Genomic DNA, 21,242 nt, shown 5'->3' with positions numbered 1-21,242 from the left:
ACTATTGCTCCCCTTTTTCGGCGGCTTTAGACCACCAGGTATCAACGCCGATAGAGTAGGGCGGAGGTGTTGGGCGGCCAAACTTGTTCCAGATGGCCACATGATGGTCGGCAATAGTGAACTGTGGAATGAGATAGAAATTCCATAACAAGGTGCGGTCCAGTGCCTGGCAGGCAGCGACAAAGTGTGGTTTGTCAGGGGCGTTAATAATCGACTCCACCAGCGAGTCTACTGCCGGGTTTTGAATTCCCGCCAGATTAGAGGAATCTGGCGTATTGGCATTGGCAGAGTTGAAGTAATCGCGCAGTTCGTTACCAGGGGAGTTGGACATGGGGATCACGCCGACAATCATGTCGTAATCAAACTGGCGGACACGATTGATGTATTGAGTGATATCAACGCGACGAATACTGATATCAATGCCAATACGGCGAAGGTTTCTAACAAAGGGGAGTACGGTTCTTTCCATGCCAGGGTCAGAGTAAATCAGCAATTCAAAGCGCATGGGCTCGCCGTTTTTGACATTACGCAGTACGTTACCGTGAATTTCCCAGCCTCCTTTTTTGAGTATCCGGAGTGCTTGGCGTAGTTGAGGGCGAATATTGCCTGAGCCATCAGTGGCGGGCGGATTGTACTCTTCAGTAAATACACGCTGTGGAAGTTCACTCTTTAACGGATCCAGTAGTGAAAGCTCAATCGGATCGGGAGTGCCGTGGCTCGCCATGGGCGAGTTCTGGAAGTAGCTGCGTGTGCGAGTTAGCTCGCCGTAGGAAAGATTCTTGTTAGCCCACTCAAAGTCATAGGCATAGGCCAGCGCTTCGCGGACTTCAGGGTTTTGGAAAAGTGGTTTCCTCAGGTTGTAGATGAAGCCTTGCATGCCGGAAGGCGTATGGTCGGGGATCGAGAGCTTGAGAATGCGGCCATCTTTGACGGCAGGGATGTCATAACGCGTCACCCAGCGTGAAGCGGAGCGTTCAATCCTCAGGTCAAACTCGCCGGCTTTAAAAGCCTCAAGAGCGACATCGCCATCACGGTAATACTCATAGTCCATGTGCTCGAAGTTGTGTCGACCTTGCATGACGGGAAGATCCCATGCCCAATAATTATCATCACGAACATATTGAATACTTCTGCCCGGGACGATTTTTTCTATCTTGTAGGGGCCTGAGCCGACAGGAGGTGTCAGATCCGCTTTGGTGAAGTCATGCTTCTTCCAATAGTGCTCGGGAAAGACTGGCAGGCCCGCGAGGATCATTGGTAGTTCACGATTATTACCATTCTTGAACTCAAAGCGAATGGTCATGCTGTCTGGCAGGCTCACTTTGGTAACATCCGCGTAATACAGCGCGTAAAGCGGAGCGCCTTGCTTGGTGAGGGTTTCGAAGGAAAACTTCACATCTTCTGCCGTGATGGGCGTGCCATCCTGAAAACGGGCCTTAGGGTTAATGCCAAACTCTACCCAGGTTCGATCAGGGGCGACGTTGATACGGTTGGCTATCAGGCCGTAAATGGTTGAGGTTTCATCCTGAGAGTGAACAGCCAGAGTGTCATAGAGTAGCCCTGAACCTTCCGCGACGGTGCCTTTTGAAATATAGGGATTGAGGCTGTCAAACGTACCCATAGAGGACTGTTTGAGGGTCCCGCCGACAGGCGCATTAGGGTTGGTGTAGTCAAAGTGGGTGAAACCCGGCGGATATTTTGGATCACCGTACATTGCCCAGGCTGCATACGATGAAACATCAACAGCGGGAGCAGCCTGTACTGATGAGGTGGCAAAAAAAGAAGTGGCAATGATGCCCAGAGAGGAAGCGATCCAGCCGCTGCTGAATGCGCAAAGTCGAGTTACTTTCGTCGCCAACGCCATAAGGCACCCATCATCCTGATTCGGGAATACCTTAACGAGTTTTTAAAGGCCCGACCAGTCAGATCACGTTTCAGCCTGAAACGGGTCGGGCGCAGTAAAAATGAAGGAAAATTAGCTGTCGTTACCGTCAGCGCCAGTATTGCTGGCTGTTTCACTTGGGTAAATAGTCAGGCTCTGGCCAACACGGATACTCTGGGATTTGAGACCATTCCAGCTTTTGAGTGCCTGAATACTGACTTTGTACTGTTCAGCAATCACTGATAATGAGTCGCCGGATTTCACTCGATAATTCACTTTGGCCAAAGCGGTATCACTGCGCAGAGCTTTCAGATTGAGCGTCTGTCCTATCTTCAGCGGTGCTTTAGGATTGAGCTTATTAAGCTTGGCCAGATCCGCAACGCTGGTGCCGTGCTTATCAGCAATAGTTGAGAGATTATCGCCCGCTTTGACACGATATTTCGTCACTGATGAGCTGCTGGTGGCAGCGCTGGCAATCAAGCCTGCAGAGTTGCCGCTAGTGCCTGGAATCATCAGCTGATCGCCGACATGCAGTAAGTTGGAGCTCAGGTTATTGACGTCCCTTAATGCCTTAACGGACGTGTTGTAGTTTGAGGCAATCGCGCCCAGGTTATCGCCACGACGCACAATGTAATGAGACCAGTTGAGGCGCTGGTCGCGCGGCAGGGTGCTTAGGCCAATACGCAATGGCTCAGCAGCATCCACCGGAACAATAAGGCGGCCAGGGCCTTCACCTTTCGGAGCAGTAACGTTAGAGGTGTAGCCAGGATTCAGCGCCTTGATCTCTGACCAAGGGATGCCGGCCAGGTTGGCAGCTGTTTTGAGGTCAATCTGGCCAGAAGTTTTGACGATCGCGAAGTAGGGCGTGTTACTGAGTTCTGGCAACGCAATATCATATTTTTGCGGATGGTTGATCAGGCTCGCCAGGGCCAGTAATCGAGGGACATACTGCTCGGTTTCCTGGCGTAAGTGCAATGACCAGTAATCCGTGCCTTCACCTTTGCTGCTATTGCTGGCAATGGCGTTATCGATAGTACCCTCACCGGCATTATAAGCCGCCAGTGCCAGCAGCCAGTCACCGTTGTAGCGGTCAGACAGTACCTGAAGATAGTTTAGTGCAGCTTGAGTGGAGTCCAGAATATCGCGACGAGCGTCATACCAGGAGTTGCGCTTCATTCCCAGATGCTCGGCTGTCCCAGAGACAAACTGCCAGGGACCGGTGGCATTGCTTGGGGAAACCGCGAGAGGATTGTAGGCACTCTCGATAAAGGGCAGCAGTGCAATCTCGCTAGGCATGCCGCGAGCCAGCACCTGGCTCAGCACGTGATAATAGAAAGGAGCTGCCTGCTCGCTGGTTTTCTCAATATAGGCAGTGTAATGCTGATACCACTCGCGCTGCTCCAGCACTCGAGGGTTGTTATAAAAACGCTTCAGCTCAAGGTTTTCACGCGTGATACCCCAGAGGTTGCTGTCTTCTTCATCGTTTGCACTGATATCTTCAGACTGTTGGTCAATAGAACCTGTCGCCTGATTTGCATTGCCGATACCGTAATTAAGAGACGATTTCTTTGAAACGTAGGGTTTATCTGCGCCGACCAGTTCACTGGCTTGGGCTTTCTGAGGAACGTGCTGCTGACAAGCAGTAAGAAGAAGAGTCAGGCTGGTAGTGCCAAAGGCTGTACAGACCCGTCGCATCAAGGTCCTTTTCTGTTTACAGGATGCATCAGATAACGACGTAGGTGTATAGCGCAGCAAGTGAACCTCCTGGGTAAAACGTGTTTCCGGCACACTTCCATGACTTAGCACCAGATGAAGCAACGCTCACTTTGAGTGAGCGCGGTATGCAATAGCCGGCGGATTGTAAGAATGTGTGAATCCGCGGTCAAGTTTAATTGGTTAAAAAGTGTTCAGAAGCGATTCTTCCATTCACGAAGAAACGCAAAAACCTCAACCGCCGTTGAAGGTAGGTGGTCCATATTGCCGAGGCGTTCCGCCTCTTGTTGCACTGTGGTGATTAGTGACGGACTTGTTGTGCGTAAAAAAGGATTGATTTCGCGCTCCTGCGACAGCGTGCTGGGAAGAGTAGGCATGTTGTTTTCGCGTTTGGCTTTATCGTGTTCCACCGCGGCTTTTACTGCGAGGTTCTCCGGTTCGGCAGCTTGAGCAAAAGCAAGGTTGCTAAGGGTGTATTCATGAGCGGCAAATACCTTGGTATCGGCGGGGAGCTCCATCAAACGGGCAAGGGACTGGAACATTTGTTCAGGCGAACCTTCAAAAAGGCGTCCGCAGCCAGCGCGGAAAAGAGTATCGCCACAAAAGAGTGCTTCCTGATCGGCACAATAAAAGCCGATGTGATCTAGGGTGTGGCCCGGCAGATTGATGACTTCCACACGCTGATCAAAAATCTGAATGCTTTCCCCTTCACTTAAGGCATCGGTGATTTGAGTGATACGTGAGTTCTTCGGACCGAATACCGGTACCTGCCAGCCGTGCTTTGTTGCCAGAGCCAAGAGATCATCAATACCGCCGGTATGGTCATTATGATGATGAGTAATGAGAATGGCATGTAAAGTCAGGCCCTGCTTTTCGAGATAAGCAATCACCGGGGCCGCATCGCCCGGATCGACAACCACGGCCTGATTGGATGAGCCTTCATTCCACACCCAGATGTAGTTATCGTTAAAAGCTGAAACAGGCACGATGGGTTGCATGAGTCTCTCCCTTGGGTTTTTTGCTATGATAGCCCCGGTTCCGGGGGCGTGTGCAAGTCAGGCCCTTATATCCGTTCTGGTCTTTGCCCGGTTTGAATACAGGAGAGCAGGGTTTGTCGGAGTATCAAGCGTTCAGACCAGTCACTGAAAAATGGCTGAGTTGGCTGGAATCTGCTGCAGGCAAACAGCTTATCGATGCTGAGCAATCGGCCCTTGATCGCCTGATGCCCGGACTTTTTGGCTACCACCTCCTGACAATGAGTCCGACGGGCAGGTTGGCGCTCTCCAGAGAAAGCACCATCAAACATCGTTTCAGTGCTGAATTAATACAGCCTCTGGCCGGACAGGATCAAAGCTTTGTGATGTCTGCTGATGCGCTACCCTTCGCCGAAGGAGCGCTGGATGTGATTGTGCTTCACCATGTTCTGGATTTCGGCAAGCAGCCTCATCAGATTCTGCGGGAGTGTATTCGTACACTCTTGCCCTCGGGGCATATTGTGATAGTGACCTATCATCCAGCGAACTGGCAGCAGGGAAAACGCTGGCCCTTTATGTCATCGCGTCGCCTGCATGACTGGCTGGCGCTCTTATCCTGTCGGGTTGAGCATACCGAGAGTCACTTTGTGACGCCGGCCAGCGCAACAGGTTGGGGAAACCTTAAGCAGTCTTTGGCCGAATGGCTGGGCGTTTTTACAGTGACTGTTGCCTGTAAAGAGGTCAGTAGCATGACACCGCTAAAGCCCAGTTGGAAAATGCGCCCACTTCTACCTGTTTCTGTCGCCCGGCCGAGCATGCGTGTTCCTGCGTCGAGCGAAAAACGAAAATTGAAAACTCAGCAAAACCAGCACAAGGATCCGTCGTGACAGACAATGATCAGCGAGTCGTCCTTTATACCGACGGCGCGTGTCGTGGAAATCCTGGCCCAGGTGGTTGGGGGGTGTTAATGCGCTATAAAGGCGCGGAAAAGCGTCTGTGTGGTGGTGAGCCAGAAACGACGAATAACCGTATGGAGTTAATGGCAGCGATCGAAGGCCTTAAAGCGCTAAAGCGACCCTGCGCTGTGGATTTGTACACCGACTCTCGCTATGTACAGCAAGGCATTGATAGCTGGCTTAAAGGCTGGAAAGCCAAGGGCTGGAGAACCGCCTCGAAGGCACCGGTGAAAAATAAAGATTTATGGATGCTTCTGGATGAGCAGAACCAGCGCCATGCCGTGAACTGGTGTTGGGTAAAAGGTCATGCAGGGCACGAAGGAAATGAATTGGCTGATCAGCTGGCGAATCAGGGGCTTGAAGAAGCTCAGGCGCGGCAAGGTGCCTAAGGAGACAGTGACATGAGGCAGATTATTCTTGATACCGAAACGACCGGTATCGATCCTCAGCAGGGGCACCGACTGGTTGAAATCGGTTGTGTTGAAATGGTGGATCGCAAGTTCACCAAGCGTACCTTTCACGTCTATATCAACCCGGAGCGTGAGGTCGATCCGGAAGCCGTTGCTGTTCACGGTATTACTGATGACTTTCTGAAAGACAAGCCTCTGTTCGCAGCGGTTGTTAAAGACTTTCTCGAGTTTGTTGATGGCGCAGAACTGATCATCCATAACGCTCCGTTCGACGTGGGCTTTCTTAACCACGAGATGAATCGGCTTGATCCGGGGTTGGGACGTATCGAAGACCGTTGCCTGATCACTGACTCGTTGGCGATGGCCCGGCACATGTATCCGGGACAGAAGAATAACCTGGATGCCCTCTGCCGCCGCTTGGGTGTCGATAACTCGGGCCGAACCTATCACGGCGCTTTGCTTGACTCGGAGATCCTCGCCGAAGTTTATCTACTGATGACCGGTGGTCAGACGAGTCTAAAGCTCGGCGGTGACAGTGAGGATGAAGAGAATGATCTCAGCGTTCGTAGTGTAACACGCAAAGGATCAATCCCTGTTTTTGCCGCCAAGCCGGAAGAACTCGAAGTTCATCGCGCTTATATCGAGAAAATTGGCCAGAGTGCTGATGCCTGGTAATTCATCTTTGGGACAATGCCTATGACCTTGCAGATTACTGATCGGCTTCCTGAGGCATTAATCACCACGCTTGAAAAGGGCCAGGTGCAAGGCAAAGGTGTCTTTGTGATTACCGGAGCAGGTATTAGCACGGATTCCGGCATTCCCGATTACCGCGATCATGAGGGCCAATGGAAGCGGAGTATGCCGGTTCAGCATCGGGAGTTTATGGAGCAGTTGGCGGTGCGTCAGCGTTTCTGGGCGCGCAGCCTGATCGGCTGGCCGGTGATGTCTAAAGCGCAGCCCAATCAGGCGCATCGACTGCTTGCTGACTGGGAGCTGCGGGGCTGGATCAGTGAACTGGTCACGCAAAATGTGGACGGCTTGCATCAAAAGGCCGGAAGTGCGGAAGTGATCGACCTTCACGGTCGCTCGCAGTGGATTCGCTGTATGAACTGCGATTTTCGCATTGAGCGTGATGAGCATCATCAGGTGCTGCGTGAATGGAATCCTTTCTTTGCGCAGCTGGATGCCGAAGTCGCGCCTGATGGGGATGCCGATCTTGAACTGGCCGATTTCTCTGATTTTAAGTGCATGTCATGCCCGCAGTGTCAGGGTATTCTCAAGCCCGATGTTGTTTTCTATGGTGATGTCGTGCCCACAGAACGCGTGCGCCGGGCAATGGAGGCGTTGGAGCGCTCCAGTGCTGTGCTTGCCATTGGCACATCCCTGATGGTGTTCTCCAGTTTTCGCTTCTGTAAACGCGCAGCCGAACTGGAGATTCCGCAATTTGCCATTAATCTGGGTAAAACCCGCGCAGATGATCTGCTACACAGCCGCTGGACCGTCGGTGCCAGCGAAGGGTTGGCTCAATTAACCCAGTCCTTGTACTCCTTACAGCCGTATTCCCAATAAGCCTGTTAGCGGTCACCTGATCCATTTCAGGTGACGAGCCTTATCACTTTTCATGGAGAAAGCCTGTGACTCTCAAGGCAGTATATCTGGATGAAGCCTCACTGAATTTCGGTGATCTCGACATGCTCAAGCTTAGCGGGAGTGGCGTGGATTATCGTGGCTGGCCTTCCACGCCAGGTGAAAAAACGCTTGAACGGCTTGAGGGCGTACAGGTCGCCATTGTTAACAAGCATGTTTTGACGGCTGAGACATTGAGGGCGTTACCTGAGCTAAAAGTCATCCTGATTTCAGCAACCGGAACCAACAATGTCGATTTGCTGGCGGCGAAAGAGCTGGGGATTCAGGTCTGCAACTGTCAGGGTTACGGCACGCCGAGCGTTGCTCAGCATACACTAATGCTGATGCTGGTATTGGCAACACGATTTACCTGGTATCAGGCGGATATCGCAGAGGGCCAGTGGCAAAAGAGCAGCATGTTCTGCCTTGCGGATTATCCCATCGAAGAACTTACCGGCAAAACCCTCGGTATTGTCGGTTATGGTGAGCTGGGGCAGGCGGTCGCCAAACTGGCTGAAGCTTTCGGCATGAAAGTTCTGATAGCTGGGCGGCCGGGGCAAACGGTGCGAGAGGGGCGTTTGGCGTTGGATGAACTGCTTCCAAAGGTGGATATTCTAAGCCTTCATTGTCCGCTCAATGATGATACACGTGACCTGATCGATAAGCGTCGTCTTGGATTGATGAAAACCCGCGCTTTACTGGTGAATACCGCCCGCGGTGGCGTCGTGAATGAAGAGGCGCTGCACTTTGCCCTGAGCCACGGCATTATCGCCGGTGCCGCCACCGACGTGTTGACCACAGAGCCGCCACGCGAAGGCAATATTCTGCTGGATCAACCATTGGATAATCTGATTGTCACCCCACACAATGCATGGGCCAGTGTGCAGTCTCGCCAACGAATGATTGACCAGCTTGCCCACAATCTGACAGCGTGGAAGGGTGGTAAAGAGCTCAAATATCGAGTGATTTAACGGTTGCTGCGGAGCTGTGAGTGACCAGGCATCGCTTTATAACCATGTCATCACAGGGCCGAGTTGCTGATTGAGCTCGGCCTTGGTGTTCTCTACCTCAGAGCGAGGAATCGCCAGTGTCACGATGACATCCGCGCTAAATTGCTCATCGATAATGCGTGTGATGCTGTTGTTAAGCAGGCTTTGCAGGCGAGCATGGGTGCTGTAATCGCACTGAAGTCTGACTTCTGAGGTTTGCCACTGCTCTTGAGTTGGAAGCACAGCCAGCGCTTCCTGTACGCCCTGACTATAAGCCCGCACCAATCCACCGACGCCCAATTTGATTCCGCCGAAATAGCGGATCACGATAGCGGCAACTTCTCCCACCCCGCTGTGCTGTAATACCGTCAGCATGGGACGTCCGGCGCTGCCAGAAGGCTCGCCATCATCGCTACTGCCTTGTTGTGTATCATCCTCGGGAGGGCCGAGCAAAAAAGCGGAACAGTGATGGTTGGCCTTGGGGTGATCGGTTCTGGCTTGTTGCAGCATCTGAGCAAAGTCTTCTCTGCTGTTGATTCTGGCAAGTCGGGTAATAAACAGGCTTTTCTTGATCTCCGTTTCCACCTCGATGGCTTCAGCGGGCACCTGGTAGCAATCAGCCATGGCTGTTGCTCAGCCAGAGGCGAACATCCTTTAGCCACTCGGGAGCCTCAGCCAGCAGGCGAGCACGAAGTGCATCACTCACTTCTGCCTGTTCTTGCGGGAAATAGAGATCCAGACGAATCTGCTGGCCGAAGTAATACAGTTTGAGGTGCAGCAGATGAAGCTGCTGTTCTTTCAGCATCGGGGTCAGCCACTGCATGATTTCATATCGGCCGGGGAGATGCTGTTGGCCGGCTTCATCAGCGCTGACATCAATGTGAAAAACGATGTCACGGATCTCCGAACAGGCTTTGCGGCCTCGCTGAGTCGCTCGAACCCCCACATGGTGAGCTTCAGCGGCAGAGAGTTCATCACCGACCACAAAGTGAACATCGACCAGATACTGGCTACCCATGCGGCGGCTACGTAAATCATGCACGTTCTTAATGCCGGGCTCGGCACTCATTGCAGCAATAAGCTGATGAGTATCTTCCTCAGGAAGGGCGCGGTCAGTCAGTTCCTGCAGGTTATTCCAGGTAAGCTCCCAGCCGATCTTGGCGATCATGATGGCGACCGCGAGCGCGGCGATAGGATCCAGCCAGCTGATGCCAAAATAGTTGGCAATCAGGGCAACCAGAACTACCACAGAGGACAGTGAGTCGGAACGATGGTGCCAAGCATTGGCGATCATCAGATCAGATTTGATCTTTTTGCCCGCAGCCAAGGTGTAGTGATACAGCCACTCTTTTCCAACAATTGAGAAGAGCGTAATGCCAAGTGTCATCCAACTGGTTTGCGCGAGCTGCTGCGGGGTAAAGAGGCGCTCAATGCTATCGAAGGCCAGGGCGCCAGCAACACCACCCAGCACCATGCCAAGGATGACGGTGCCGAGGGTTTCAAAGCGCTCATGACCATAGGGATGATTGGTATCTGGTCCGGAGTGGGCAATTCTGCCGAGAAAGATAACGACAACATCGGAGAGTAAATCCGACAGCGAGTGAAGGCCGTCAGCCAGCAGCGCATGGGACATGAAGACCAGACCAAGCACGACTTTCGCCAGTCCCATTAGCAGATTCAGTAAGGCGCCAACCAGGGTGACGCGTTGCAAAATGGCAGTTTTATTGACGGACGAAGTGGTCATCGAATTCCTGAATACTAAGGGTTTGCAGTTGGATAATTTAGCGCCAATTTAAGAGAAGCCCCATAGTAACTTGGCTGTGCTGATATGCGCACAATGTTATCCACATTTTCTGTGGGTAACTTTTTCTCATCCGACTGATGAGGCTATCTCATGGACTTTATTCTTTACCGCCAAACCATTCCAGCCATTGTGGCAGCAAGCGGTTAAGCTCAAGGGCGCTCATGGTAAAGAGAGCGTCCAGTTCCTGATCGCGGTTATCGGTCTCGGTATGTTCAAGTTCATCCTGCAGGCGTTCACTGGCTTGAACACGTTTGAAGGTCAGGTCGTCACAGAGCATGAACTCCAGCGAGTCCTGCCAGCTCATTCTTAGCTTGGTGGCCTGCTTGCCTGCTTCCAGATGAGTCTGGATTTCATCACTATCGAGGGCTTGGCGACGAATCTTGATGATGCCGCCATCATCGGCTGGATCACGCAGTTCGCATTCATCGGCAATCACCACCTCTTCCGGAACGCTGGTGGCATCATTGAGCCAGCTGGTCATGACGACGGCAGGGCTTTGTTTAACGCGCGGTGGAATAACCGGGAACGAGCCCAAGCCTTCACGGAGCAGATTCAATAAGGGCTCGGCTTTGTTATAGCTGGAGGTGTCGACAGCAATCCAGCCTTGCTCAGGAGCGATACATAAAAAGCTGAATTGATGACGACTAAAGGCACGTGGAAGAAGCTCCAGTGTGACCTGATCTTTGACGTCCTGACGTTCTTTCTTCGTTGGGCGACGGCTTTGCTCTTCTTCCAGTTTTTCCAGACGCTCCTGTACCAGCTCATTAACGACCTGACTGGGGAGCAATTTTTCCTGTCGTTTGGATTTCAGAAGAAAGTAGCCCTGACTATTTAAAAAGAGCTGTTCCTGATTTTGCGTTAGCGGGCTGACCCAGCCCAGGCGTTCTTTTTCCTGGCTTGAGCAAGGTTGAAAGCGGTGGCTTTCCAGTGCGGCTTGCAGTTTTTCTTCATCCAGGCTGAAAGGCTGGGAAAAGGTGTAAATCACAAGGTTCTTGAACAGCATGAAAATTCCATCAGCAAGCTGGGACGCAAGGTCGCAGGGGGAGTTGAAAGCAGAGGGTATTGTAGCCAGTGAGACGCAGACTACCAGACTTGAAGTTCAAGGAGAGATACTCCCACCTGGCGGTACGAATGAGAGTGATAGCCTTCCATGGCTTCAAGAACATTGAGGCAATGCTCAGATAATGCAGGAAATACCTGTTCCCTTCAGACCACAGTAGCCTGCTGGATTTTTATCAAGATATTGCTGATGGTATTCCTCAGCGTAATAGAAAGTCGGTGCAGGGAGAATCTCAGTGGTAATGGCTCCGAAACCTGCCTGTTTAAGCTCTTCAGCAAAAGCCTCTCGACTTAATTCAGCCGCGGCCTGCTGCCCAGCGGAGTAGGTGTAAATGGCTGAGCGGTACTGAGTGCCAATGTCTCCGCCCTGGCGCATGCCTTGAGTGGGATCATGAACTTCCCAGAACACTTTCAGTAACTTTTCATAGCTGGTGATGCGTGGATCAAAAACCACCAACACCACCTCGGTATGGCCCGTCATACCCGTACAAACTTCTTCGTAGCTTGGATTGGGCGTGATGCCGCCTGCATAACCTACAGCGGTAGTGAAGACTCCAAGCTGCTGCCAGAATTTGCGCTCCGCTCCCCAGAAGCACCCAAGACCAAAGAGGGCTGTCTGAAATCCAGTGGGGAAGGGGCCTTTCAGCGGGTTGCCCAGCACCGTGTGAGAGGCTGGCACTGAAACGGCACTACTGCGGCCGGGCAATGCCTGTTCAGCGGAAGGCATGTCCAATAATTTCTGACCCATGATTACCTCGATTCTTCTGGGTAAGGTCGCAGCGCACAAATGAGATCTTTGAACGCTGTTCGGTTAGGAGTGCTTAATGTAAGACTCGCAGCCGGAGAATCAAGCCCCGGCTGCGGCAGGAGTATAAGAATAAAGACAGGAAGTGTGACTAAATATAGAGCTCAAAGTTCAGTGATGGTGCTTTCTCATTTCCCATGAAGGGGCCTTTAAGAGTGTCTTGGGGAGGGGCGCCCAGACGCGACTCCAGCCAGACATCTTCAGGTGAGAGGTGCTCCATGCGATTCAGGTTAAACACGGTACGGACAATCGCAGGTTGGCGGGTCCGCCGTGATAGCTGCATGACGAAGCCGATTCGGCCGCTTTGCAGCTGAACCAGAGAACCTACCGGAAATACGCCCATACAGGAGATAAAGCGAGTCACAACCTCAGGATCAAAGCGCGTGTTTTTCTGCTGAACGAGCGTTTTAAGAGCTGCGGCTGGCGCTTTGGCGGAGCGATGTAGCCTGTCGACGGTCATTGCATCATAAGCATTTACCACGGCAGTCATGCGACCGTATACGGAAATAGCTTTTTTCTGCAGGCCGTAGGGATAGCCAGAGCCATCGTAGTTTTCAAAATTCTGGGTGGCGACAGTAACTGCCATAGGTGGCAGATCCGGTAAATCGCGCAGCAAAGACTCTCCGTACAACGGATTTTGCCGAACGATACGAAACTCTTCATCACTGAGACGGTCGGTCTTCTCCCGGATATTGGCAGGGATGAGCATCATCCCGATGTCATGCAGTAGGCCGCCGATAATAAGCTCGCTCACCATGCCGGACTTCATTCCGAGGAATCGGGCAAAGTTACCGAGAAGCAAGGCAACGTTGACGGAGTGCTCAAAAAGATAGTTCTCAGGGCTTCTTAGTCGCCCAACGCAGATCAGCGCATCGGGATTACGCTCCAGGGAGCGGTGAATCAGTTGGGCGCATTGCACCACTGAAGGGTAGTCCAGCGGCGCCTGACCCTGAACATTCAGGCTCACGGCTCGCAGAAGATTTACGGCTTTTTTATGAATCGCCCGGGCGCTGATAAGCTCAACTTCAAAATCTCTGGGCTTGGATTGCGCAGCAGATGGTGTCCCTCGGCGTCGAGCATCATTAACATCGCTCAAGAATAGATCTCCCAGATCGCTTGGCCGTAATAAGTGCGCGTGGATGGTCTGCAAAAAGGATTGCGACCGTGTCGTGGCGGCAGGTCATGGGAATTTTTAACACTTTTTTGCATTTGTGAATACTCCTCGTCTGCGCAGATGCAGCATTTATGAGGCTTTGCTGTATTCACTACAGTGGAGGAGATTTGGATTCCTGACTAGGCTTTCCAATTGTTCACAAAGTGGTAATTTTTTTAACCAAGGTGTCGGTTTTTTTAGACTTCGACAGAACAGTTTGATTAGTATGGCATTTAATGACTAAAGGTGGACGCGGTTCAGTTGCTAAGGCTGTAACCTTCGTCTTACAAGCCACATTTCCCCAAAGGTGAGATATGAAACGCACGCTATTGGCTGCTGCTATTGCTTTGACTTTTTCTGCTGGCGCCTCCGCTGCAGAGGTTAAACCTGCCGTGGTATATGACATGGGCGGCAAATTCGATAAGTCTTTTAACGAAGGCGTGTCTCATGGGGTGGCGAAGTTCGCTAAAGAGTCCGGCCAGGATGTTGTTGAGTTTGAACCCTCGAACGATTCCCAGATCGAGCAGGGGCTCAAGCGAATGGCCAAGCGTGGTTACAATCCGGTCATTGCTGTTGGCTTTAATCAGGCAAACGCACTGGCCAAAGTGGCAGATGAGTTTCCTGAAACCCATTTCGCGATTATCGATATGGTCGTCGACAAGCCGAATGTTGAGTCCATCGTATTTAAAGAGCATGAAGGCTCCTTCCTGGTGGGCGCTCTTGCCGCAATGAAAAGCCAGACCGGCAAGGTGGGTTTCATCGGCGGTATGGATATTGGTCTGATTCGCAAATTTGAATGTGGTTATGAGCAGGGGGCCAAATACATCAACCCGAAGGTCGAAGTCTTTGCCAACATGACAGGTTCAACCCCGGCTGCCTGGAATAATCCAGGCAAAGGTGGTGAGTTGGCGAAAAGCCAGTTTGACCGGGGTGCCGATGTGGTGTTTGCCGCAGCAGGCGGTACCGGTGTCGGGGTTTACCAGGCTGCTGCGGATGAGGGTAAGTACGCGATCGGTGTAGACTCCAACCAAAACTATCTGCACCCGGGTACCATGCTGACTTCAATGGTGAAAAGTGTGGACGTTGCTGCCTATAACACTATTAAAGATGTTCAGGACGGTACCTGGAAACCGGGCGTTAAGGTGCTGGGTCTTGCTGATAATGGCGTATCCTGGGCGTATGACCAGTACAACAAAGATCTGGTGACTGCGGATATGAAGGCCAAAATGGATGAGATCCAGAAGGATATTGTCGATGGCAAAATCAACGTGCATGACTACATGTCTGATAACTCCTGCCAGTAAAAGTCTCTATGAGTGAAACCAAACCTTTAACAACCGGCTCCCACGAGCCGGTTTCTCCATTAGCGCTGGAACTCTCTGGTATCAGTAAGCGTTTTGGTGCTGTCCAGGCTAACAAGGATATTTCGCTGCAGGTAGCTCAAGGCAGCATTCAGGGTATCGTCGGTGAGAATGGCGCTGGAAAATCGACGCTGATGAGCATCATTTATGGCTTTTACGAAGCGGATGAGGGCGAGATCAGGGTTGATGGCAAGCGTGTTGATATTCGAAGTTCACAAGATGCGATCAGCCACGGCATTGGTATGGTGCATCAGCACTTCATGCTGGTAGATAACTTCACAGTGGTGGAAAACGTCATGCTGGGGGCTGAAGGTGGCCCGCTACTCAAGCATGGGCAAGCCAAAGTTCGTCAGGAGCTTCAGCGCCTTAGCCGCGAGTATCGACTCCAGGTCGATCCGGATGCCGTCGTTGGTGAATTGTCGGTTGGCCATCAACAGCGCGTGGAAATTCTCAAAGCCTTATATCGTGGCGCCAAAATTCTAATTCTCGATGAGCCGACGGGTGTTCTTACACCTCAGGAAACAGATGAGCTCTTTCGTATCCTTTATGCACTGCGCGATCAGGGCGTCACCATTATTCTGATTACGCACAAGCTGCGTGAGATTATGGATGCCACCACGCAGGTTGCTGTGATGCGCGGGGGAGAGCTGGTTGCTCATCGTAAGACGCAGGAAACCTCGAAAGAAGAGCTCGCTGAGTTGATGGTGGGGCGTAAAGTCCTGCTTCGAGTTGAGAAGCAGCCGGCTAATCCCGGTAAGGTGCTATTACAAGCCGATAAGCTAACCGTGACTGACAGTCAGGGAGTCGAGAGAGTCAAGCAGGTAAGTTTTGCTCTTCGCGCGGGTGAGATTGTCGGTATCGCCGGTGTGTCTGGTAATGGTCAGAGTGAATTGCTGGAGGCGTTGTCAGGAATCACACCATTAAATGGCGGTTCGGTAACCTTGGCTGGCAAGCAGTATTCGGCTGAAAGCACCCTTGACCCCCGTCAGCTACGCGACCTGGGAATGGCGCATGTACCAGAGGATCGTCATCGGATGGGGGTGGTAACCGACTTTACTGCTCAGGAGTCAGCCATACTGGGTCATCATCACTATCCTGAGTTTAACGGCCGGTTATTGATGAATCAGGCGGCGATTCTCTCTTCCTATCAAAGTAAGGCGGAGGCTTATGATATTCGGCCTCGCGACCCGCATCTTAAATCCTCCAACTTTTCCGGCGGTAATCAGCAGAAAATCGTACTGGCGCGAGAGATGGAGCACGACCCTGAGGTGTTACTGATTGGTCAGCCGACTCGCGGTGTTGATATCGGCGCTATCGAGTTTATTCATCAGCGAATTGTGGCGATGAGGGATGCCGGCAAAGCCATTTTGCTCGTGTCAGTAGAGTTGGACGAAATCATGTCTCTGAGTGACCGGATTTTAGTGATGTGTGGTGGCCGTGTGACCGGTGAAGTCTCGGGAAGTGAGGCTGATGAGAGAACGCTGGGGCTAATGATGGGTGCAGAGTCTGAGGTGAAGTCATGAGTCAGCCTGCGGGGCAGTTGCCTGCATGGGTGAATACGCTGTTATTACCTGTGTTAAATATTTTGTCAGCGTTTGCGGTAACCGCGCTGGTCTTTCTCGCGATTGGCGAGAATCCCATAGAAGCAGCAAAGTTGATGCTCTATGGCGCCTTTGGTTATCAGGAAGGTATTGGATATACCCTGTATTACACCACTAACTTTATCTTTACAGGGTTAGCGGTGGCGGTAGCCTTTCATGCGGGTTTGTTCAATATCGGTGGTGAAGGTCAGGCTTATATTGGCGGTTTGGGAGCCGGTCTGGCATGCCTTGCCCTGGATGCCTACTTGCCACCCTATGTCTTGTTGCCACTGGCTGTGCTGGCTAGTGCACTCTTTGGCGCGGCGTGGGCCTTTATCCCCGGTTATCTGCAGGCTAAGCGCGGCAGTCATGTCGTTATTACTACCATCATGTTCAATTTTCTGGCCTCGTCGCTGATGGTGTACCTGCTGGCGCATGTGCTGAATGTTCCAGGCCAGATGGCGACATCCAGTCGTGATTTTGCCGAGGGTGTTGGTCTTCCCTTCATACATCAAATGCTGGGTGCCATCGGTATCAGCTTTGATGAGTCTCCTCTCAACTTTTCTTTTATCCTCGCCTTGCTGGCGGGAGTTGGAGTCTGGTTTCTCATCTGGCGAACTCGATGGGGGTATGAACTGCGAACTGTTGGCAGCAACTCCACAGCTGCGGTCTACGCAGGTATCAAGCCAGCGGCCATTATTATTTGGGTGATGATGCTTTCCGGAGCCTTGGCCGGCATGGTCGGTGTGAATGAAATTTTGGGTGTTCAGCATCGTCTGCTTCTGGACTTCAGTGCCGGATATGGTTTTGTCGGCATTGCCGTATCACTCATGGGGCGTAACCATCCTGTCGGGATACTGCTGGCTAGTTTGCTGTTTGGTGCGCTTTATCAGGGTGGTGCTGAACTTGCCTTCGATATGCCCAACATCACCCGCGATATGGTCGTGATGATTCAAGGGCTGATTATTCTTTTCTGTGGCGCGCTGGAGTTTATGTACCGACCAGTACTGATGCGTCTATTTGCTTGCAGTGCGGTGTAGGAGGAGAGGATGGATTACTTCACGATTTTTATTCTGACTCTTGATGCCACTGTACGTGTTTCAACTCCCTTGATTTTAGCAGCGTTAGCGGGCCTGTTCGCCGAGCGTTCGGGTGTTGTCGATATCAGCCTTGAAGGGAAAATGTTAGCGGGGGCATTTATTGCAGCGTCTGTTTCTTATGTGACGGGTAATGTATGGCTGGGTTGTCTGGCTGCGATGGGTGTTTCTACGGCATTGGCCTTACTGCACGGTTACGCCTGTATCACGCATAGGGGTAATCAGGTGGTCAGCGCTGTGGCAATCAATATTCTGGTAGCAGGCTTGTCGATTGTGCTTGGGCTGGCCTGGTTTCATCAGGGAGGTCAGACGCCGAATTTGCCTGCTAGTGGTCGGTTTGAAGATATTTTGCTGCCGGGGGCTGAAGCTTTAAAGAGTGTTCCAGTGCTGGGCGAAATTTATTATGAGCTGCTAAGTGGTCATAACATTCTGGTGTATTTTGCCTTTTTGATGGTGCCTGTGGTCTGGTGGGTGGTTTATCGCACTCGATTTGGACTACGTCTACGTGCTGTGGGGGAAAACCCCAAGGCTGTTGATACCGCAGGTATCTCTGTGATGGGTCTGCGTTATCAGGCACTAGTGATCAATGGAATGCTTTGTGGCATTGCCGGGGCCTACATTTCGTCTGCCCAGAATGCGCAGTTTGTTCGAGACATGACCGCGGGACAGGGCTATATGGCGCTTGCCGCTCTCATTTTCGGTAAATGGCGCCCTGTCCCAGTGATGCTGGCCTGCTTGCTCTTCGGATTTTTGGATGCGGTTGCGGTTCGGCTTCAAGGAGTCGAGTTGCCCGGCATTGGCGTTGTGCCAGTGCAGTTTATTGAAGCCTTGCCGTATCTGCTGACGGTCATTCTGCTGGCCGGGTTTATCGGTAAAGCGGTGGCGCCAAAAGCCATAGGTGTTCCCTATGTCAAAGAGCGTTAGCGACTAAGTATCAAATTGCCCTCTAAATAAAAAAGCTCCTAAGGGAGCTTTTTTATTTGCGGCTATCTCAATCAGACATCAGGCCGGAGTCTGTTGGCTACTAATACCATTATTCACGGAGCATAGATTACTCAGCCAGTGAGACCAGGCGCTCCATGTAGCAGCCTCTGGGAGATTGGCTGTAGCTTTGATAAGCCGTGTGAACGCTGCTCCCGGTTTCTTTAGTTGTAGGTTCATAAAGCTGTACGCTTGATGAACGCGTGCGACCAGGCGCCTGCGCCCGAGTCCAGGCAGGTGTTTTACCTGAATTGAGTAGCGCTCGAAGATTGACTCACAAGCCAGAATAAAATGTAGGCTGGATTGGGGCGCATTCGCTGTGGTTTTGACCCAAGGATAGGGTGTGGCAAGTACTTTACTTTGAAGAGCAATTTTAAGGGCTGCATCCCAAAATTGAGCTTCGAGCGGCAGTAAAGCATCAAAGCCTTTTACGCGTTTTAGGGTTTCTACATTCAGTAGCATCGACGAGCTTGTCATTACCGGCTCGCTGAGTAGTTGCTGAAATGCACTCTCTGTCAAGGGAATGGGTTTCCATGGAGAGTGTTTAAAAAACTTTTTGAAGCCTGGCCAGGTCTCAAACAACGTTACAGCGCTTTGGGTGTCTGTAAGCTCTACATTACTAATTACCATGGATGCATCGGAATTTTGCGCGGGAAGTAATGCTTCGAGAGTATGAGAGTGCCAGCTATAACCTTCTTGCCAGAACGTTATCCAACACTCAGTGCTGCGGTGAATTAACGCATTGCGCTCAACAACGCCAGAGCGTGAGCGCCATTCGATAACACCAACATTTACCTGGCAACTTTCTGCCTGTTGCTGTGCTAGGGTCTTATAGCTTGCAGGAACCAGTAAGAAGCACTGAGAAGGTTGAACGGATTGTTCAGAAAGGGTTTTCAGTCGCTGGCGTAGCAATTCAACATCCTGAACGCTGTCCTCGATGACAACAGTAATGGGTGCCTTGGGCTTGCCGGATAAATTGCCTGTCATACTGATCCCCTTGATCAAGTTCACAGAAACCTGTGATGGGACACTTTACTTCTCTGACGGATCGGCTGGTAAAGCTTTCGCTATATTTTGACCGATGGTTCAAGACTACCTAAAAGATTCCTTATTAGGTAGTAACAGTAGGTAACCTTTTCTGCTAAATCTACCTGATCGCCGACGATGAGATTTAAGGGTATCCCTTAGTCGAAGAAATACTTTATGATCTGGCGTGTCATTAATGACTATTGATATTTGCTTTCGTTAATAAGGAAAGCAACCAGAAGGTTGGATTTGGTGGGTTTTCGACAGCAAAGCTCACGTTTTCAATCTTTTTCTGATGAGGTGATCGCGTAGTCTTATAGATGACCTTGCTAACAACGGAGTAGGTTGTGAAAGAAGAAGTCGTGTTGTTCGAGCCTAATGTATTGATCGAACTGGCTGAAGATACTTCTGGCGATACCATGAAGCGTTATGTGGAAGGCTATCTTGCTGAGTTAGAGGGCAAGGTAACTCGCCTTGGTTCTGCATTGAGCGAAAATAATCAGGATCAGGTTGTTCATATTGCCCATGATCTTAAAGGCAGCTCGGCTGCTGTTGGTGCCTCTGCGCTGTCTCGTCTGGCAAAGCAAATGGAGAACAGTGCGCGGGTAGGGCAGTTGGCAGCCGCTCAAATTGCGTATAAGCGACTGCCCAAACTTGTGGAGCCCAGTTGTGACTCCATCAGAGACTGGTTAGCTGATCAGTAAGCTGAATCGTTCCAGTCGAGAGTTTTGCGCTCCCGGCTGCTTTTTTCTGCTAGAAGAATAAGGTGTAGCGCGTCACGGATTTCTGTTTCAGAGACGGGGAGAGCTGCGTTGCTCTTGATGGCATCGTGAAGCTTCTTATAAAAATGCTGGTAACTCCCTTCCAGGGTTGGGATATCCAGCGACTTTCCTTCGCTCGTAAATAGTGTTCCCCAATGGGCGGAGTCCTCTATGCCCGTATCTCCATTCAGGAAGATTCCGTCAGCTTTTAGCCTGTCTTCTTGTGGGTCCAAACCATACTTAACAAAACTCCCTTTAGAGCCTTCAGCCCGATAACGAAGAGTGGGGCTTTCTGCGTTGTGGCAAGTTGCACCCAGACGCACGCTCAGTTGGTTGGGATAGTGGAGGGTGACTTGAAAGTAGTCGCACGCTTTAGAATCTGGGCGAATCGACCGAAGGTCTGCTGTTATGGCTGTTGGCTTACCGAAAAGCTGTAGGGATTGATCGGCCAGGTGTGGACCCAGATCCCACCAGTAGCCCGCGCCCGGTTGGTCTTCCTCGCGCCAGCGTTGCTGAGTCTCAGGCCGAAAACGATCAAAACGGCTCTCAATCATCGAGAGATCACCAAGGCTTCCTTCTTTAATGAGTTTTTGTAACGTCAGGAAGTCGTTATCGAATCGGCGGTTCTGAAAGGCGCAGACCGTTTTATTAGCGTTTTTTGCGGCGGCAAAAATGTTATCAGCCTCGGTATCACTCAGGCAAAAAGGCTTTTCGACCAGAACATGTTTGCCGGCATTCAGTGCCTGGATAGCCATAGACGCATGAAGTGTATTGGGTGTGGTAATAACGACTAGCTCAAGAGTCGGGTCTGCCAGAAAGGCTTCAAAATCACTATATAGCTTCCATGGTGAAGAGTCGGCTTGGTTTAGACTTCGTCCAAACTGGCTGTGAATGCTGAAGAGAGGATTCGAAGAGAGTAGGGGGATATGGAATACCTTTGCGGACATTCCCGTGCCAACGATTCCCACATTTAACATGCTGTTAGTCCTTAGACGAAATTCGCTTAAAGGCTAATCAACAGGGAAGACTAAATAAAGGGAAAAGAGAAAAACAATCTTGTGAGAT

20 protein-coding genes are annotated in these 21,242 nt (G+C 51.3%); 10 read left to right on the top strand and 10 right to left on the bottom strand.

Annotated elements, in window-relative coordinates:
* Position 1: 1 nt before the first annotated feature.
* The 3 genes from ACKC9G_RS02615 to gloB all read right to left on the bottom strand — a co-directional run bounded on the left by ACKC9G_RS02615 (position 2) and on the right by gloB (position 4,593).
* Complete coding sequence (locus ACKC9G_RS02615; protein WP_411403383.1) at positions 2 to 1,864, bottom strand: extracellular solute-binding protein; 1,863 nt, start codon at positions 1,862 to 1,864, stop codon at positions 2 to 4.
* Positions 1,865 to 1,975: 111 nt separating this feature from the next.
* The gene (locus ACKC9G_RS02610) at positions 1,976 to 3,577 is read right to left on the bottom strand and encodes a LysM peptidoglycan-binding domain-containing protein (protein ID WP_411403382.1); all 1,602 of its coding nucleotides are present in this window, start codon (positions 3,575 to 3,577) and stop codon (positions 1,976 to 1,978) included.
* Between the two features lie 212 nt (positions 3,578 to 3,789).
* Entirely contained in the window at positions 3,790 to 4,593 is an 804-nt protein-coding gene (gloB, locus tag ACKC9G_RS02605; RefSeq protein WP_411403381.1) for a hydroxyacylglutathione hydrolase, read from the bottom strand.
* Between the two features lie 113 nt (positions 4,594 to 4,706).
* On the opposite strand from gloB, the gene ACKC9G_RS02600 reads away from it, so the two are divergent.
* The 5 genes from ACKC9G_RS02600 (at position 4,707) to ACKC9G_RS02580 (ending at position 8,532) form a co-directional block, all read left to right on the top strand.
* Complete coding sequence (locus tag ACKC9G_RS02600; RefSeq protein ID WP_411403380.1) at positions 4,707 to 5,456, top strand: class I SAM-dependent methyltransferase; 750 nt, start codon at positions 4,707 to 4,709, stop codon at positions 5,454 to 5,456.
* Entirely contained in the window at positions 5,453 to 5,914 is a 462-nt protein-coding gene (rnhA, locus tag ACKC9G_RS02595) for a ribonuclease HI (RefSeq protein WP_411403379.1), read from the top strand. Before ACKC9G_RS02600 ends, rnhA begins: the two co-directional genes overlap by 4 nt.
* A gap of 12 nt (positions 5,915 to 5,926) precedes the next feature.
* Positions 5,927 to 6,610, top strand: coding sequence for a DNA polymerase III subunit epsilon (gene dnaQ, locus ACKC9G_RS02590; protein ID WP_411403378.1), 684 nt, complete (start codon positions 5,927 to 5,929; stop codon positions 6,608 to 6,610).
* A 21-nt stretch (positions 6,611 to 6,631) separates the two neighbouring features.
* On the top strand, positions 6,632 to 7,504 hold the full coding sequence (locus ACKC9G_RS02585; protein ID WP_411403377.1) for an NAD-dependent protein deacetylase: 873 nt from the start codon (positions 6,632 to 6,634) through the stop codon (positions 7,502 to 7,504).
* A gap of 65 nt (positions 7,505 to 7,569) precedes the next feature.
* Entirely contained in the window at positions 7,570 to 8,532 is a 963-nt protein-coding gene (locus ACKC9G_RS02580) for a 2-hydroxyacid dehydrogenase (protein ID WP_411403376.1), read from the top strand.
* Between the two features lie 36 nt (positions 8,533 to 8,568).
* On the opposite strand, the gene ACKC9G_RS02575 is transcribed toward ACKC9G_RS02580, so the two are convergent.
* The 5 genes from ACKC9G_RS02575 to ACKC9G_RS02555 form a co-directional block, all read right to left on the bottom strand.
* Entirely contained in the window at positions 8,569 to 9,174 is a 606-nt protein-coding gene (locus ACKC9G_RS02575; RefSeq protein WP_411403375.1) for a YigZ family protein, read from the bottom strand.
* Positions 9,167 to 10,294 (bottom strand): cation diffusion facilitator family transporter, encoded by a 1,128-nt coding sequence (locus ACKC9G_RS02570; protein ID WP_411403374.1) that lies wholly within the window; start codon positions 10,292 to 10,294, stop codon positions 9,167 to 9,169. The genes ACKC9G_RS02575 and ACKC9G_RS02570 overlap by 8 nt, the downstream gene beginning before the upstream one ends.
* Positions 10,295 to 10,451: 157 nt before the next feature.
* Complete coding sequence (rdgC, locus tag ACKC9G_RS02565; protein WP_411403373.1) at positions 10,452 to 11,357, bottom strand: recombination-associated protein RdgC; 906 nt, start codon at positions 11,355 to 11,357, stop codon at positions 10,452 to 10,454.
* Positions 11,358 to 11,531: 174 nt separating this feature from the next.
* Positions 11,532 to 12,161 (bottom strand): peptide-methionine (S)-S-oxide reductase MsrA, encoded by a 630-nt coding sequence (gene msrA / locus ACKC9G_RS02560; RefSeq protein WP_411403372.1) that lies wholly within the window; start codon positions 12,159 to 12,161, stop codon positions 11,532 to 11,534.
* 148 nt (positions 12,162 to 12,309) lie between these two features.
* On the bottom strand, positions 12,310 to 13,314 hold the full coding sequence (locus ACKC9G_RS02555; RefSeq protein WP_411403371.1) for an HD-GYP domain-containing protein: 1,005 nt from the start codon (positions 13,312 to 13,314) through the stop codon (positions 12,310 to 12,312).
* 371 nt (positions 13,315 to 13,685) lie between these two features.
* Here ACKC9G_RS02555 and ACKC9G_RS02550 point away from each other — a divergent pair, with 371 nt between their 5' ends.
* The 4 genes from ACKC9G_RS02550 to ACKC9G_RS02535 are packed head-to-tail and all read left to right on the top strand — an operon-like array spanning position 13,686 to position 18,333.
* Positions 13,686 to 14,675, top strand: coding sequence for a BMP family lipoprotein (locus tag ACKC9G_RS02550; RefSeq protein WP_411403370.1), 990 nt, complete (start codon positions 13,686 to 13,688; stop codon positions 14,673 to 14,675).
* Between the two features lie 8 nt (positions 14,676 to 14,683).
* On the top strand, positions 14,684 to 16,255 hold the full coding sequence (locus ACKC9G_RS02545) for an ABC transporter ATP-binding protein (RefSeq protein WP_411403369.1): 1,572 nt from the start codon (positions 14,684 to 14,686) through the stop codon (positions 16,253 to 16,255).
* On the top strand, positions 16,252 to 17,352 hold the full coding sequence (locus ACKC9G_RS02540; protein ID WP_411403368.1) for an ABC transporter permease: 1,101 nt from the start codon (positions 16,252 to 16,254) through the stop codon (positions 17,350 to 17,352). Before ACKC9G_RS02545 ends, ACKC9G_RS02540 begins: the two co-directional genes overlap by 4 nt.
* 9 nt (positions 17,353 to 17,361) lie before the next feature.
* Positions 17,362 to 18,333 (top strand): ABC transporter permease, encoded by a 972-nt coding sequence (locus ACKC9G_RS02535; RefSeq protein ID WP_411403367.1) that lies wholly within the window; start codon positions 17,362 to 17,364, stop codon positions 18,331 to 18,333.
* Positions 18,334 to 18,411: 78 nt separating this feature from the next.
* Here the strand turns inward: ACKC9G_RS02535 and ACKC9G_RS02530 are convergent, their stop codons facing one another.
* Positions 18,412 to 19,377, bottom strand: a complete 966-nt coding sequence (locus ACKC9G_RS02530; protein ID WP_411403366.1) for a hypothetical protein — start codon at positions 19,375 to 19,377, stop codon at positions 18,412 to 18,414.
* Positions 19,378 to 19,763: 386 nt separating this feature from the next.
* On the opposite strand from ACKC9G_RS02530, the gene ACKC9G_RS02525 reads away from it, so the two are divergent.
* Positions 19,764 to 20,120 carry an Hpt domain-containing protein gene (locus ACKC9G_RS02525; protein WP_411403365.1) on the top strand — a complete coding sequence of 119 codons (357 nt, stop codon included), beginning with the start codon at positions 19,764 to 19,766 and terminating at the stop codon, positions 20,118 to 20,120.
* On the opposite strand, the gene ACKC9G_RS02520 is transcribed toward ACKC9G_RS02525, so the two are convergent.
* The gene (locus tag ACKC9G_RS02520; RefSeq protein WP_411403364.1) at positions 20,114 to 21,154 is read right to left on the bottom strand and encodes a Gfo/Idh/MocA family oxidoreductase; all 1,041 of its coding nucleotides are present in this window, start codon (positions 21,152 to 21,154) and stop codon (positions 20,114 to 20,116) included. The two genes, ACKC9G_RS02525 and ACKC9G_RS02520, sit on opposite strands and share 7 nt — an antisense overlap.
* Positions 21,155 to 21,242 lie beyond the last annotated feature (88 nt).

Source organism: Pokkaliibacter sp. CJK22405 (assembly GCF_046614695.1).
In the GTDB taxonomy this organism is placed as follows: Bacteria; Pseudomonadota; Gammaproteobacteria; order Pseudomonadales; family Balneatricaceae; genus Pokkaliibacter.
The sequence above is the reverse complement of the archived record's forward strand: the minus strand, read 5'-3'. Positions and strand labels throughout refer to the sequence as shown.

Excerpts from the sequence above, each read along its gene's own strand:
- ACKC9G_RS02615 (WP_411403383.1), bottom strand. The coding sequence starts at position 1,864 with ATGGCGTTGGCGACGAAAGTAACTCGACTTTGCGCATTCAGCAGCGGC.
- ACKC9G_RS02610 (WP_411403382.1), bottom strand. The coding sequence starts at position 3,577 with ATGCGACGGGTCTGTACAGCCTTTGGCACTACCAGCCTGACTCTTCTT.
- gloB (WP_411403381.1), bottom strand. The coding sequence starts at position 4,593 with ATGCAACCCATCGTGCCTGTTTCAGCTTTTAACGATAACTACATCTGG.
- dnaQ (WP_411403378.1), top strand. The coding sequence starts at position 5,927 with ATGAGGCAGATTATTCTTGATACCGAAACGACCGGTATCGATCCTCAG.
- ACKC9G_RS02585 (WP_411403377.1), top strand. The coding sequence starts at position 6,632 with ATGACCTTGCAGATTACTGATCGGCTTCCTGAGGCATTAATCACCACG.
- ACKC9G_RS02575 (WP_411403375.1), bottom strand. The coding sequence starts at position 9,174 with ATGGCTGATTGCTACCAGGTGCCCGCTGAAGCCATCGAGGTGGAAACG.
- ACKC9G_RS02570 (WP_411403374.1), bottom strand. The coding sequence starts at position 10,294 with ATGACCACTTCGTCCGTCAATAAAACTGCCATTTTGCAACGCGTCACC.
- rdgC (WP_411403373.1), bottom strand. The coding sequence starts at position 11,357 with ATGCTGTTCAAGAACCTTGTGATTTACACCTTTTCCCAGCCTTTCAGC.
- msrA (WP_411403372.1), bottom strand. The coding sequence starts at position 12,161 with ATGGGTCAGAAATTATTGGACATGCCTTCCGCTGAACAGGCATTGCCC.
- ACKC9G_RS02550 (WP_411403370.1), top strand. The coding sequence starts at position 13,686 with ATGAAACGCACGCTATTGGCTGCTGCTATTGCTTTGACTTTTTCTGCT.
- ACKC9G_RS02545 (WP_411403369.1), top strand. The coding sequence starts at position 14,684 with ATGAGTGAAACCAAACCTTTAACAACCGGCTCCCACGAGCCGGTTTCT.
- ACKC9G_RS02540 (WP_411403368.1), top strand. The coding sequence starts at position 16,252 with ATGAGTCAGCCTGCGGGGCAGTTGCCTGCATGGGTGAATACGCTGTTA.
- ACKC9G_RS02535 (WP_411403367.1), top strand. The coding sequence starts at position 17,362 with ATGGATTACTTCACGATTTTTATTCTGACTCTTGATGCCACTGTACGT.
- ACKC9G_RS02530 (WP_411403366.1), bottom strand. The coding sequence starts at position 19,377 with ATGACAGGCAATTTATCCGGCAAGCCCAAGGCACCCATTACTGTTGTC.
- ACKC9G_RS02520 (WP_411403364.1), bottom strand. The coding sequence starts at position 21,154 with ATGTTAAATGTGGGAATCGTTGGCACGGGAATGTCCGCAAAGGTATTC.